This is a genomic window from Microcoleus sp. C2D2 (assembly GCF_036702495.1).
Lineage (GTDB): Bacteria > Cyanobacteriota > Cyanobacteriia > Cyanobacteriales > Microcoleaceae > Microcoleus.
This window is the reverse complement of sequence record NZ_JAUBTO010000096.1, coordinates 18,563-32,003: the sequence shown is the minus strand read 5'-3', so window position 1 is coordinate 32,003 and position 13,441 is coordinate 18,563. Positions and strand designations below refer to the sequence as shown.

The 13,441-nt window shown below is 44.5% G+C and carries 14 protein-coding genes; 7 read left to right on the top strand and 7 right to left on the bottom strand.

The features are described from left to right. The first annotated feature begins 225 nt into the window (after positions 1–225). Genes QUB61_RS25745 through QUB61_RS25725 form a run of 5 tightly spaced genes read left to right on the top strand, consistent with a single transcriptional unit; the run spans position 226 to position 5,171 of the window. Positions 226–912 (top strand): sugar transferase, encoded by a 687-nt coding sequence (locus QUB61_RS25745; RefSeq protein WP_333132918.1) that lies wholly within the window; start codon positions 226–228, stop codon positions 910–912. Then, positions 905–2,026 carry a DegT/DnrJ/EryC1/StrS aminotransferase family protein gene (locus QUB61_RS25740; protein WP_333132919.1) on the top strand — a complete coding sequence of 374 codons (1,122 nt, stop codon included), beginning with the start codon at positions 905–907 and terminating at the stop codon, positions 2,024–2,026. Before QUB61_RS25745 ends, QUB61_RS25740 begins: the two co-directional genes overlap by 8 nt. A gap of 17 nt (positions 2,027–2,043) precedes the next feature. Next, positions 2,044–2,925 carry a phytanoyl-CoA dioxygenase family protein gene (locus QUB61_RS25735; RefSeq protein WP_333132920.1) on the top strand — a complete coding sequence of 294 codons (882 nt, stop codon included), beginning with the start codon at positions 2,044–2,046 and terminating at the stop codon, positions 2,923–2,925. Beyond that, positions 2,922–3,998 (top strand): GNAT family N-acetyltransferase, encoded by a 1,077-nt coding sequence (locus QUB61_RS25730; RefSeq protein ID WP_333132921.1) that lies wholly within the window; start codon positions 2,922–2,924, stop codon positions 3,996–3,998. Before QUB61_RS25735 ends, QUB61_RS25730 begins: the two co-directional genes overlap by 4 nt. A 36-nt stretch (positions 3,999–4,034) precedes the next feature. After that, positions 4,035–5,171, top strand: a complete 1,137-nt coding sequence (locus QUB61_RS25725; protein WP_333132922.1) for a DegT/DnrJ/EryC1/StrS family aminotransferase — start codon at positions 4,035–4,037, stop codon at positions 5,169–5,171. Positions 5,172–5,300: 129 nt separating this feature from the next. Here QUB61_RS25725 and QUB61_RS25720 read toward each other — a convergent pair whose 3' ends face one another. After that, positions 5,301–6,599 carry a HEAT repeat domain-containing protein gene (locus QUB61_RS25720; protein WP_333132923.1) on the bottom strand — a complete coding sequence of 433 codons (1,299 nt, stop codon included), beginning with the start codon at positions 6,597–6,599 and terminating at the stop codon, positions 5,301–5,303. A gap of 223 nt (positions 6,600–6,822) precedes the next feature. On the opposite strand from QUB61_RS25720, the gene QUB61_RS25715 reads away from it, so the two are divergent. Then, complete coding sequence (locus QUB61_RS25715; protein WP_333132924.1) at positions 6,823–7,692, top strand: lipid kinase; 870 nt, start codon at positions 6,823–6,825, stop codon at positions 7,690–7,692. A gap of 171 nt (positions 7,693–7,863) precedes the next feature. Here QUB61_RS25715 and QUB61_RS25710 read toward each other — a convergent pair whose 3' ends face one another. The 4 genes from QUB61_RS25710 to QUB61_RS25695 form a co-directional block, all read right to left on the bottom strand. Next, the gene (locus QUB61_RS25710) at positions 7,864–9,429 is read right to left on the bottom strand and encodes an FAD-dependent oxidoreductase (protein ID WP_333132925.1); all 1,566 of its coding nucleotides are present in this window, start codon (positions 9,427–9,429) and stop codon (positions 7,864–7,866) included. Positions 9,430–9,928: 499 nt separating this feature from the next. Then, a complete protein-coding gene (locus QUB61_RS25705) occupies positions 9,929–10,261 on the bottom strand; it encodes a hypothetical protein (protein WP_333132926.1) in 333 nt (110 codons plus the stop codon). Between the two features lie 14 nt (positions 10,262–10,275). After that, positions 10,276–11,421 carry a hypothetical protein gene (locus QUB61_RS25700; protein ID WP_333132927.1) on the bottom strand — a complete coding sequence of 382 codons (1,146 nt, stop codon included), beginning with the start codon at positions 11,419–11,421 and terminating at the stop codon, positions 10,276–10,278. A 236-nt stretch (positions 11,422–11,657) separates the two neighbouring features. After that, positions 11,658–11,960: a hypothetical protein gene (locus tag QUB61_RS25695; protein ID WP_333132928.1), complete on the bottom strand. Its 303-nt coding sequence runs from the start codon at positions 11,958–11,960 to the stop codon at positions 11,658–11,660. A gap of 86 nt (positions 11,961–12,046) precedes the next feature. Between QUB61_RS25695 and QUB61_RS25690 the strand changes: the two genes are divergently transcribed. After that, a complete protein-coding gene (locus QUB61_RS25690; RefSeq protein ID WP_333132929.1) occupies positions 12,047–12,316 on the top strand; it encodes a hypothetical protein in 270 nt (89 codons plus the stop codon). A 284-nt stretch (positions 12,317–12,600) separates the two neighbouring features. On the opposite strand, the gene QUB61_RS25685 is transcribed toward QUB61_RS25690, so the two are convergent. Both QUB61_RS25685 and QUB61_RS25680 read right to left on the bottom strand, forming a co-directional pair. Beyond that, on the bottom strand, positions 12,601–12,873 hold the full coding sequence (locus QUB61_RS25685) for a DUF1830 domain-containing protein (RefSeq protein ID WP_333132930.1): 273 nt from the start codon (positions 12,871–12,873) through the stop codon (positions 12,601–12,603). Positions 12,874–12,984: 111 nt separating this feature from the next. Continuing rightward, positions 12,985–13,245 carry a hypothetical protein gene (locus QUB61_RS25680; RefSeq protein ID WP_333132931.1) on the bottom strand — a complete coding sequence of 87 codons (261 nt, stop codon included), beginning with the start codon at positions 13,243–13,245 and terminating at the stop codon, positions 12,985–12,987. Positions 13,246–13,441 lie beyond the last annotated feature (196 nt).

The window sequence follows — 13,441 nt, the reverse complement described above, 5'->3', positions numbered from 1 at the left end:
GTCCTTTTTGGACGGGCGGGACGCCCATCCCACAATAACAATTAAAATTGTAAGTTATTTAATTCGCGATCCTAAGCGATCGCCCCAACCAGAGGTTCACAAAAGCTTCATAAAACACCGAAGTTATTTAAAGTTTATGTAAAGTTAATAGAATTCATTATCGTATAAACCAGGATACTGTAAGACTCAGGGAAGTACAGTAAATTGCTGTTGGGGTGCAGAATCATGAGTATTTACGAATTACTACCGCTCAAATCAGACTCACAAATATCGCAACTTAATAAACTACTAAATCCCAAAAAAGTCAGCCAATTTGTTAAGTGGGTATTAGATAGATTATGTGCAGCGATCGCCCTTTTGGTTTTCTCTCCCGTAATATTAATGGTGGCGATCGCCATTTACATCCGCATGGGCGGGCCCATCTTTTTCTGCCAACCCCGTCCCGGTAAAAACGGTCGGGTTTTCAATTTCTACAAGTTTCGCACGATGACCAGCGATTGCGACGTTGATGGCAATTTGCTGCCCGACGAACAGCGTCTCATACCCCTCGGTCAATTTCTTCGCAAAACAAGTCTGGACGAACTCCCTCAACTCTGGAACGTTCTCAAAGGTGACATGAGTGTTGTTGGGCCTCGTCCTTTACTCGTCAGATACCTCGATCGCTATACGCCAGAACAAGCGCGCCGCCACGATGTTATGCCCGGAATCACAGGTTGGGCCCAGGTAAATGGTCGCCGACTTCTAGATGGAAATTGGCCGGAGAAATTCAGGCTCGATGTTTGGTATGTCGATAATTGGAGCCTGTCATTAGATTTAAAAATACTTTTCCTAACAGTCGGGAAAGTCTTGGGGCAAAAAGAAATTAGTCAAGAAGGCCACGCTACCGGTGAAGAGTTTAAAGGTAATGAATGAGGCCTTAAAATCAATGATAGCAAGATGGGAAGTCGGCTCAGAATTTCATTGGTCGGATGATGCCTTGACACCACAATCATCATCGGAAAATTTATTCCCCGAAAACTACGAACTATTTTCCACAGCTACGGGCATTCTATTGGCTATTGAGCGTTTTTTGAAAGGATCTCGCCAACGTCGATTAAGGCTGCATTTACCGACATATTACTGCATGGAAGTTGCAGCCAAAATTAGTAAAGTTTTCGAGCTGTGTTGGTATCGCGATTTGCCCACAGAACCAGTCCCAGATTTTAACTCCCTTCGCCCCTTACCGGGTGATTTGGTATTGGCAGTTAATTTGTTTGGAGTGAAAGAAGGAAAACCTTGGCAAGATTGGCTGACTCAAAATCAAGATATTATCTTAATTGAAGACCACAGCCACGATCCTTTCTCGCTTTGGGCGCAGCAAACTACCGCTCATTACGCAATGGCATCGCTGCGTAAAACACTGCCGATTCCAGACGGAGCGATGATTTGGTCTGGGCAAAAAATGGAACTGCCTCGACCTTCTAAACCCGAATCATCGGCAGCCGCCCAAAAACTCACGGCTATGCTGCTAAAGCGAGCGTACTTGATAGGTGCAGATATTTCCAAAGATAGCTATCGAATCCTGCAAATGGAAGGAGAGGAGCATCTAATCAATGATGGCGATCGGTCTATTTCCACCCTCACAAACAATGTGCTCTTAAGTTTAAAGATTTCCGAAATGAGGCAACAGCGGGCAACCAACGTCAAAGATTTTTTAGATCTGCTATTAAAAAATCAACCGGAAAGTTACCAACCTCTATTTACAAATTGGTCTGCCGGTTCGGTTCCCTTTAATAGCATCTTACTCTGTAAAACACATCAAATTAGGGAAGAAGTGCGCCGATTTTTGATAAGTAAAAACATTTTCGCTGCGGTTCATTGGCCTCAACCGCCAGACAAATTGTCGGGTAAGGATCCGAAGGCATTCGATTTATCAAATCGCCTGCTGACTGTGCCGACAGATCATCGTTATTCCTACAACGATATTACCCAAGTAGCAGCAAAATTTGCTGAATTTTCCCAAGGGCAACCAAGGGCTAGTTATTAGTCAGGAGTCAATCAAAAATGGAGACTTTTACCCAACATCTGACCGCAGAACAGATAGCTCTTTTACCCACAGAAGAAGATGTTGCTTTTTACGAAGAACACGGCTGGTACATCTCAAAAAAAGTCATCCCCGATGAAATGATTGAAGAGGGAATTCTGGGCTGCGAAAAGTTCTACCGGGGAGAACGAGATGCGGTACTTCCCCTCAGTGGCGGATACTGCAACTGGAAGCCGGAAGATGGGGACGTTACGCGCAATAACGAATTCATTTCCTTGCAAAGCAAGCTGCTGCGAAAATTTGCCCTTCAGCCAATTATTGGCGCGATCGCCGCACGACTTGCCAGAACCAAACAAATTCGCATTCTAGACGACCAAATCATCTGTAAACCACCCAAAAGCAGCAAAACCACCATCGGCTGGCACGTCGATCGCGCTTACTGGTCTACCTGTACCTCCGACAACTTACTTACCGCTTGGATACCTTTCCAAGACTGCGATGAGTCTCTGGGGCCGATCGCCGTTTTCGATGGTAGCAACAAGTGGCCTGGACTCGAAAATATGCGCTCCTTCAACAACCCAAACCTTGAAGAAATTGAAGATAAATTTCACCGAGAAGGAAGAAAAGTCCTGAAATTGCCAATGATATTAAAGAAAGGTCAAATCAGCTTTCATCACTGTTGGACAATTCACGGCAGCTACCCCAACACCAGCAATATCTTCCGCTTGGCAATGGCAATCCACCTACAGGACGAAGCCAACCAATATAGGTCTTTTTGGAACCAAAAAGGAGAAGAAGTTCACATTCCTAACGAACTTTTGTGCCGTAAATTGCCCAACGGCAATCCTGATTTCAGCGATCCGGCAATATTTCCCATTGTGTGGTCGGAGTCAGACAAATGAACGTTCTAATTATTGATTTATTAAACCCCTTGTGGCAGGAAACCTTGCAAAAAGTGCGCCACGATACCTATCACTTGCCGGAGTATTTGTGGGCAGAAGCAAAAAGAACTAAGACAACTCCTGAAGCTTTTTTGATGGTAGATGGCGCCCGGATTTTTTTCCTGCCTTATTTGCTGCGTCAATGCGATGATATACTACCCACAAAATCAACCGCACAGGGAATTTTTGATGCGGTTTCGCCCTACGGGTATCCCGGAATTTTATTAAGTGAGGCAGCAGCTAGTACGCCTGGGTTTCCAGATGCGGCGCTCGAAGAGTTGAAGCGGGTGTTCAGGAGCAAGAATATATGTTCCGCTTTTTTTCGGCTTCATCCCATCCTCAACGACAACATAAATCAAATATTTAAACCCGGTACTGTCACTGACAATGGCATCACGGTATCCGTTGACTTAAAACTTTCTGCCTCTCAAATTAAATCGCGTACTAGAAGAGGTCATAAAAGTACAATTAATAAGTGCAAACGATTGGGGTTGACGGCAAGAATAGTCCCTTATATAGAATATATCAATGAATTTATGGCAATTTATGAAGAGACTATGGGGCGCGTTAAAGCCCGTCAATCTTATTATTTTGGACGCAGTTATTTTGAAGATTTATCAAAATTAGGCGATCGCATTCATTTATGCCTTGTAGAAAAGGGAGATCAAATTGCCAGTGCTTGCTTGTTTCTGGAATGCGGTGGGATAGTTCAGGCTCACCTCGGTGGAAGCAAAACCGAGTTTTTGAGCGAGTCTCCTTTTAGTTTAGTATTTGATTACGGCAGATACTGGTCTCAAGAACGAGGCAATGAGTTTTTTCACATGGGAGGTGGTGTGGGAGGATCGAATCAAGATAGTCTCTATATATTCAAGTCTGGGTTTTCTCAACAAAGGCATCTTTTTTTTACAATGCGTCTGATTACAGATGAAGAAAAATATCATCATCTGCTAGAATTGCGGGCAAGCGCTTTGGAGACGGATTCTGCAACACTCCTCAATTCAGGGTTTTTCCCTGCCTATCGTGCTTTACCTTAACAGCAAGCTCGTAGTAAATAAGCCTGGTTAGAAGTCATGCTCAAACAAATTCTCCTATCAACACCTCACATGGGTTCGCTCGAACAGGAGTTCGTCAAAGAAGCCTTTGATACCAACTGGATCGCCCCCGTCGGCCCCCACGTGGATGCTTTCGAGCAAGAATTCTGCGAAGTAGTTGGCGCCAAACACGCAGCGGCTGTTAGTTCCGGTACCGCAGCTTTACATTTGGCTTTACAATTAATTGGTGTCGGTTGGGGAGATGAGGTTTTTTGCTCGACTCTAACTTTTATTGCAACTGCGACGCCGATTACTTATCTTGGCGCAAAACCAGTTTTTATTGATAGCGATCGCACTTCTTGGAATCTCAACCCCGACTTGTTCCGAGAAGCACTTGACAAACGAGCAAAAAATGGTAAATTACCCAAAGCTGTTGTAATCGTACACCTCTACGGTCAAAGTTGCGATATCGACCCAATTCTAGAAGCTTGCAATGCTTATGAAATTCCGCTAATAGAAGATGCGGCAGAATCTCTAGGGGCTAGCTATAAAAACCGATCGCCTGGAAGCTTTGGTAAAATCGGCATTTTCTCATTCAACGGCAATAAAATTATCACCACTTCCGGCGGCGGAATGTTAGTTTCCGATGACCAAAAACTGGTAGAAAAAGCTCGTTTTTTGGCAACACAAGCCCGTGACCCCGCTCCTCATTACCAACATTCAGAAATTGGCTACAATTATCGTCTCAGCAATGTTTTGGCGGGAATTGGTCGCGGTCAATTACGGGTTTTGGAGGAGCGAGTTCAAGCGAGACGACACAATTTTGAGGTTTACCAACAAGCTTTAGGAAACTTGCCGGGAATCGAATTTATGCCGGAAGCTGCTTTTGGAAAATCTACTCGCTGGCTGACTTGTTTAACAATCGATCCGGCCGCTTTCGGTGCAGATAGAGAACAAGTTCGTTTAGCACTTGCTCAAGAGAAAATAGAAGCGCGTCCGGTTTGGAAACCTTTACACTTACAACCAGTATTTGCCGATTGCGAATGTATTGAAGGTGCGGTGGCCCAAGAGTTATTTGAGTACGGGCTTTGTTTGCCTTCTGGCTCTAATTTAACTGATGAAGATTTAGAGCGGGTGACAAGTGCGATCGCCCAAATTCACCAAGAAAATCGATGATATAGCCGAAGGAAGTTCGGCTACGGATTTTGTAACGGATGTAACGGAGGCAGGAAGAAGAAAGATACGATCGCTATTATATCCCTGACTTTTTCAAGAAGTTGGGGAGTTGGGTATTCTTTCTTTTGATTAATTTTCTTGCCATTCTTGGAGGGCGATCGCAATTCCCTGTTTTAATTTTGGTTCGAGACTATCTTGCTTAACTAAACTTTCTAATTGCCGCCTCCCCTCGGCAGCACCTAGCTGTTTGAGCGCTGCCATGCAGTGCAGCCTGACGCTAGTGTCGGCGTCTGCTAACATTTGAATCAGGACATCTAGCGCTCTCATATCCCCTAATTGCCCTAACCCTAAAGCTAAAGATTGTTTGATTTCCACAGACTCCACGGCGGGATGACCGGTTTTCAGCAAATCCATCGTAATTTCAGCAGCTTTGGCTTTTAATTCCGGCTTTTCCACTCGCCCTAAAACAGTGACAATCTCTTGACAAACAGGATAGTTTGTGTTTTGAAATTCGGCAATTAAGGTTTGCTGCAAATATTCTAAAGCGGCTGCGGTTTCGCTCCAGCTTAGGGCGCGCACAGTTTCGATTTGCAATTCAACCGGAGTTATGGGCGATCGCAGCAATTCAAATAAAGCAGCCGCTGCAGCATCAGTTTTCAGTCGCCCGATCGCGATCGCCGCCAGCTTGCAAACTTCTAATCGGATGTCTGAAAGTAAAGGTTTGAGCAACTTAACTAAATCTAATTCTGCGTCTAAATAGGCGCGCACCCCGAGAGATCGCACGGCTTCTTTTCTGACTGCCGTCGCCGGATCTTTGAGTGCTGCTACCAGTACCGGCGGGATGCGGGAGTCGTGAAAGCTGCTCAGGGCCTCGATTGCGTGCGCCCGCACCGCCACTTGAGAGTCTCCGACTACGCTCAACAGCGGTGCGATGGTTTCGCTGCGCCGAATTTGGGCGAGTGCTGCTGTTGCAAACTGTCGCGAGTCTTCTTGGAGTAGGAGAGTTGCGAGGGATTCTATGGCCCGAGGGCCGAAATTCCCTAGGGTTTCGGCGGCGATTTGGCTCAATTCTTCGTCGGAATTTTTGACCAATTCTACTAAAGCTTGAATCACTTCCGGGCGATCGAACTTTCCGAGGATGCGGGCGGCGAACCACCGCTGCTCCGTGTCTGCGTCTTCGTCTTCCAGAATCGAAATTAAAGGTGCGATCGCGCCATTTCCCAGATTGGGCAATACTTTAGCAATTTCCCAGCGGTCTTGAAAATCACCCCATTCCAAGGCTTCTATTGCTAAACTAACAGCTTGCTCTAAAATGTGTTGTTCCTGCGACTTACCGCCCTTGGCTGTCACTTGCTGCAAGCATTCGACTAACAAGGGCCAGTTTTTGCGATCGGCAGCGACTTGCGCTTGTTCTAAAAAATTATACATAATTTTAGTTTTGCTTCGATCTAGAATCGAGATTGTTTGCTGCTAGCCCAGACCGGAGGTACTTTTTAGGAATCTTTTGCTACCATTATCCATTTTTTGACATTTTTGTCAATCCATCATAACGGGTAAAATGGAACTAAAGCATTAATTTCATACAGTTAAGCCATCAAGCTATACTTATTGTAATTAAAAATACTCCATATTCCCCATTAAAAATTAACAAATGAAGAAAGCTCTACTTTTAGTAAACCAGCACTCCCGAAAAGGGCAAAAGCTATTATCTCAAGCCACTGTAGAATTAGAAGCACTGGGTTTTGAGTTAATTATAGAATCTACCGACCACCCCCGCGAACTTCCCGAAACAATTCGGCGCTACCAAAATCAAGTCGAATTAGTAATAATCGGTGGCGGCGACGGCACTCTCAACGCCGCCATAGAAGGTTTGATAGACACCAAGTTACCCTTGGGTATTTTGCCGATGGGAACGGCTAACGACCTCGCTCGCACTCTGAAAATTCCCACAGCTTTATCCGCAGCTTGTCAAGTAATTGCCAGCGGTAAAGTTCGGCTAATAGACTTAGGTTGGGTGAACGGCCAGCATTTTTTTAATGTGGCGAGTTTGGGATTGAGCGTGCAAATTACCCAGCGGCTGACTAAAGACGTCAAGCAGCGCTGGGGAATTTTAGCTTATGCTTTTACTGCTTTGCAGACAATTTTGTCAGCGCGACCGTTTCGAGCAGAAATTAAGGTAAACAACCAATCTTTTAAGGTTAAAACTATTCAAATAGCCATTGGCAACGGCCGCTATTACGGCGGCGGCATGACAGTTGCCGAGGATGCCACCATCGACGACAGGCGACTGGATTTGTACAGTTTGGAAACAAAACACTGGTGGGAAATCATTGGTTTACTGCCCGCTATGAAGCAAGGCAATCATACCAGTCGGCCTAACGTTCGCACATTGCAAGCTCAAGAATTTGAGGTTAATACTCGCAAACGCCGTCCGATTAATACCGACGGTGAAATCACAACTTACACCCCTGCAAAATTCCGAGTGATTCCTCAAGCTTTAGCCGTTATAGCTCCTTCATAACTCACAACTAATATATCAGTTAACTGGTTACCAGGCTCCAGCCTGGTAACCCATATCTAGAGGCTCTGCCTCGCTCCCGAAAATCGAGGCCGAGCCTCGGGATCTGCATTACCAGGCTGGAGCCTGGCAACGAGTAATTTTCTTGTGGAACAAGCCGGAGAGCCTGTTCACTTAATAATCGCCTCCAGCTCCATATTGCCACGCTTCAACTAATCGGTGAAAATAGTATTGCTGCTGCGGCGCTAAATTTTTTACCTGCGGTTCTACGGCTTTCCCCAAAGGCAGCAATCCCGTATAAATTCCTAAATTCACATAATGAACCATCCAATCGAGCAAATTAGCTATTCCAACCTGCGGGATAATTTTCATAACTAATCCGGGATGGCTAATTGCTGTTTTAAACAGGGTTTGGGACAAAGCCGGAAACAGCACGATATCTTGAAGAAACGGTTTGAGTACCGGTTCTCCCAACTCTTCCATTACCTGAAACACGGCAGCCAAAAGTTGATTGATTTGATTGGGGTCTATTTTTTGATTCATCGCAGCACTCATCGAACGCTGAAACAACCAGGTAACTGATAGATTCGGCTGGTAGGGTTGCAAAAGTGCCAGGGAATTTTTGCTGAGACTATCGCTTGTCAAAGCTTCCTCAATTCCTAGAGTCAAGCGTTTGAGGTGGCGTACCATTGCGCCGAAACCGCCAAAGCTGAGGGGAGATTGGCTACCGCTGCTGTCTCCGACTGGGAGTATGCGATTCCAAGGCGTTTTTAGAGGACTTTGGCGATAGCAGGGGAAGAATCCGTAGAGTGCTCTTTGGAATTTTAACTGTTCGAGTTCGACGTTTTGATATTGGGGAAGCAAGCGCAAATACTCTTCAAATAATGTTTCTAAACTGAATCTTTCTGTGTCGGCGTCTATGTAGGTAAATAAGTAGGTGGTGCGGCCGTCTCTGGCTGGAAATGCTTCCCAAAAATATTGGCACTGATTTTGCATTGGGGTGAAGGATGCAAATATGTCGCCGGTGTCGTTTTTGGGAAATCCTTGAGCGCAACTGCCGACTACTAAACATACGGCGTCGGGTTTTTTGCCTTGTCTTGCTTGGCGGACAATGGGCGAAAAATGTCCCATAGCGTCTAAGAATAATCGGGTTTTAAATAAATTTTTAGCAAGTTGTAAATCGGTATTTTCCGATTCTACAAGGACTCCATCTGGGTGAATGGTGGCTATTTTAAAGGGGGTATTTTCAAATATTTTTCCTCCAGCTTGGAGGAATCGCTGCTTGAGGGTTTCGAGGAGGTAAACAGGGTCTATTCCGATGTTTAGTACGCCCGAAATCCAAATGTCGGGGGTGTTGGCAAAGCTGATGCGGGCTGGGTTGTATTCGGTGGCTATGGCCTTTTCTATCTCTTCAACAGATAGCAGATTTAGTTCTAAGAATGCGTCTAATTCTTTGCGAGAAATGTTCCATTCTTGATCGCGGCCTCGCAGGGTGCCGCGTTCGAGCAAGGCTACTCGCCAGCCCCGCACGGCTAAGGCTGTACCGATTAATATTCCTAGGGTTCCGCCGCCGATAACTATGTCGAAGTCGAGGGTTTCCAGGGGTTGTTGGCTGTGTTTGACTGCTTGGGGTGCTGGTGCGGTGTTTTGTTTGAGGTTTTCCCAGAGTCGATCGACTTTTCTCAGGCCTCCGAGGGCGTCTGCTGGCAGTTGGGAGAGGATTTGTTCGGTGAGGGACATCGGGTTTTAGTATTAAACAGTGGTTGATTTTTTATAATTTAGCTTAGATCAACATTTCCGACAGTTTCAGGGCTTACGCATGGGGTGGCGAGAAACCCGCTTTCTACGAAGTTGGGGCTTATACCAATTCACTAGGAAGGTACACTAAATACAGGCTAAAAGTAGAGGAGGGCAAATATCGCCAACACACTTAAGGTAGAAAGCCCGGAAACAGTTGAGCAACTAGAGCATCGGCTCGATCGGGCTAGCACAGCAGCTAGTAAAGAAAAAATGCTGTTACTATACTGGATTGCTACCCAAAAAATATCGAAAGAAGTAATTCTTGGATGGAAAGGTGTAAAAGTCTCATTAAAATTTTTGAAATAACTTTAGCTCATGCTACAATAAAAATTAACCTTTGTTTTGTGAGGCTCATGCAGAAAAGATTAGCGGCGATCGCCTAAGCTCACTCTAGATCCCAAATGAGTCCTATAAGTCCTTACAACAATCCCAATATTTTCTATTCAATCTCAGGAATTGTAAGATCGGCAGTCTTAGCAATCTCTTGATATCGCTCCATCGCTGCACTTAATACTGATCTGCTATAAAACGAGGGTTTTGCGAGAATTCCTTCTAGCAGTTTACGCCACATCGGATATTTCTCCTCGGGCATCAAAATTTCTTGTAATAATTGATTCCAAGCCGCCTCTTCTTCATCTGTTTTGGGTTGCTTTAAGTTATCCCAGATTAGATTTCGGTAATTGACATCCTCAACCGGATAGTTTGAGGACAAAGTAAGAAGAGTAATCCCTATCAGACGACGTTTGCTGTCGTCGTCATTAATAAAACTCATTCCTAAACTTGAATCTACCCAAGAAATTTTAACCCTTTAAATGCGGTTTTTCTATACCCAGGATAGTCATCTATTGAGTCTATAACAGCTTTCAAAAGAAGTGCGCTTCCTACACGCACAGCTTCTTGCTCGTGCTGCGTTAACGATTGCAGTACGGATAGATATTCGGGGGCAATTTCACCGGAAATAGCACGAATAAGCCAAGCTATTCTAAATTCAAAAAGTTTAGTAAGTGGCAGAATTGTAAACAAACGAGGTGCTATTTCTTGTATATGAGTGTCATAAACCAACAACTTGAGGAAGAGAGTAGCACTTAGCTCGGTAATGGGAAATTCTGAAGATTCCGAGTAATTGTCAAGAATTACTTCTAAGAGTTGTCGTGCTTGTCCTATTACAGCTAAATCAGACGACCACGGGAATTCAAAGATAAACCACAACGGTCTCTTTGGTTTATCACCCTGTTTTATGGCATCTGTGGCAGTAGTCAGTAACTTTTTAATTTGGTCAATGGTATATTCATTTTGCTGAGAACCTGGATACCCATAGCCAGAGTAAACCTTAATGTATGCTCCTACCAACTCGTCAACAGTTAGATCCATAGGTTCGGCAAACTGCTTTAATCCAGGTAAGATTTCATCTAATCCAATTTGCTCTCGTAGTGCCATGAAAAATCGTTGTTTTTGCCTCTCATCTGATTGTTTAAAATACTCTTGAATTGTCTCTACTACTTGGCCAGCAATAGATATCTGAGTCTCACCATCCAAGAAGGGTAGCAACCGATTCACAGCATCCTGCCCTTTAACTTTTTGTTGCTCGACAGCTAGAGCTAAAAGAGGCCAGGTTTCTCTTAAGCCAGAATTGAACAAAAATTTTCTTAAAAGTCCTACGCTTTGTTCAATTGAACCGATACTCTCAATAAAGCTAGATCCATTTGCTTGATTAGGCTTATTAATCAGCCATAAAATTGTTTCCAAACTTACTAGAAGTTCTGGTATTAACTCCGAATGCTGCAACAGACGCTCCACAGTTTCAGCAGTATCATCAGGAACAAAGCGAACAGATGATTGATAGTTCTCTCTTGTTTGCCTACATATTGCCGATGAAAGGACAGCATCGCCCTCATCTATCCTCATGTCTAAGCGGTTACTAGGTACTTGCATTCTAAGGAAGGCTATTATACGGAGACACCTCAACATTAGTATTAATTGCGGCGAAAGTGTCTTTGGTTCTGGCCAATCCCATACAACTTCCTTAGTAGAATGAAAAGGCTCATAAGCTGTGTTGCATCTAGATTGCCTATGGTATTAGAGAGGGAGAGGGGGTGAAGGGGAGAGGGGGAGAGGATTTGACGATTTTTGATCGGGACTCGAAATATACAATTTAAATGCACAACAGCTTATCTCCAAAGACTATCAAAAATTGTTTCAGCTAGTTCTGTAGCTTCAGCTTTAGAAATATCCCAAGCCTTCAACAATTTTTCAGCATAGGTGTGTGAAAGGAAAAATACCGAATCTATGTATTTTTTCCAGTATGACCAGTGACTTTGCAGCCGCTCCACCATCCATGAAGGCTCACATTCATAGCGCAACGCAAGGTTCAATGCAGAAAGCACAAAATTTTTCTGTTGAAATTCAAGCAAAGCATCAATTTTCTTCTGAAAGAATTGTGTTGACCCAAAATGCTGACCATAGAGATTCAAAGAAACTTCCCAACAGGTTTCTGGTAAATCCTTCGAGCTAAGTTTACCTTCTAGAGCGGGGCGGTGTCGATCGCCTCGATCGTCTAATGACCTTAGCTCAGGCCGATCCGAATTCTGCCAAGACTCAAGCAGTTCCCGCAAGCGATCGCCATAATACCATTTGGCAAGAAGTAGAAGCAGCCGGATTCAAATTGAATGCCTGGCTCAAAAACTTGCTCCTCACTACCAGCGTTGAGGTGGTACGGGATGCAATGGCGGTTGTTGCAGAAAATCAGCAGCGGGGAAAGGTGCGGAACCTAGAAGGACTTTTGGTTGAAGCTATCCGCAATCAATGGAAGCCTAATCTCTGGGCCTAAACCTTTCTCTTCAGGACTTATATCATGTCCGATCGATTAACCATAATATCCCGGTAGGGGCGGGTTTTTGAGATGGTCAGTTATTGGCAGGTATTCTTGGCTCACGGGCCCATACAAAAATCGCGGTCCCTCGACCGGACATGATATTACGCAGCATCTCCATAGCTAGTGTTTTGGTTTGCAAGTGCGATCGCGAACCGAGTTTTTATAATCACACAGAGAAACCCGGTTTCTGAAAAAAAACCGGGTTTCTACCCCTCGTTGGTAAGTCTGGGGAATTATCTTCAATCAGCCGTGCTTAACTCTTCAACTCGCAGCCGATCGCACAAAATTCGCTCGCACACAATACCACCCGTCTCCGTACTCCTGCAAACTTCTAACTGAGCTTCCGGCAGCGCTTCAAACAAAAAACGATCCCCTGGAAAAACCGTCCGCTCAAAATACCAATTAGGAATATTTGTAATCCGAGCGATTTGCACTTGGCTGGTAGTATTTAGATACCAACACAAAATGGGGGCCTGAGGTTCGGAAATAACTTCATTTAGTGTCAAATTCATTTTTTTAACTTGTTTGTGAAATTGTGCGAGCCATCAGCGACTGGCCTAAACTAAATATAGCATATATAGCATATCATCCGTTAAAACAAAATTTTTTCTACATTGTTTGGGTTAATTAATTAAGGCCGCTGGGGAAACATTGGCGCATTCCACGTATTCCCAAGAAGGTGCAAAAGGCGGCATTGCTAAAGCGCAAGATTTCCATCCTCCCCGAACAGGTGCGTTCAACAATTGACAGTGACCCACTGAACCTCTTTGCATTTTGTAGTGACCGCAAAAATTACACTTTGAAGCCTGATTGCAGCCGCGCTCGCTAATTGCCAGATTGGGATTGCTGTGGATGTTGTTGCGTTCTAAAGTTAGAGTTTCCATCAAGGTATTTTTTAAATTGTTACTCCTAAGTATGACAGCCGGATTTCAGTCGCTGCGTCTATCTCAAGGCTTAGTTCGCCTTTAAGATTTGTTTAGGGATCGATAGAAAATAGGTCATTTTTGACAGCATAAAGCAAGGGCTCAATTTCATTTGCTGGCTGTCACATTGGCGGCCTCGGCTTTAAGGTCGATCGCG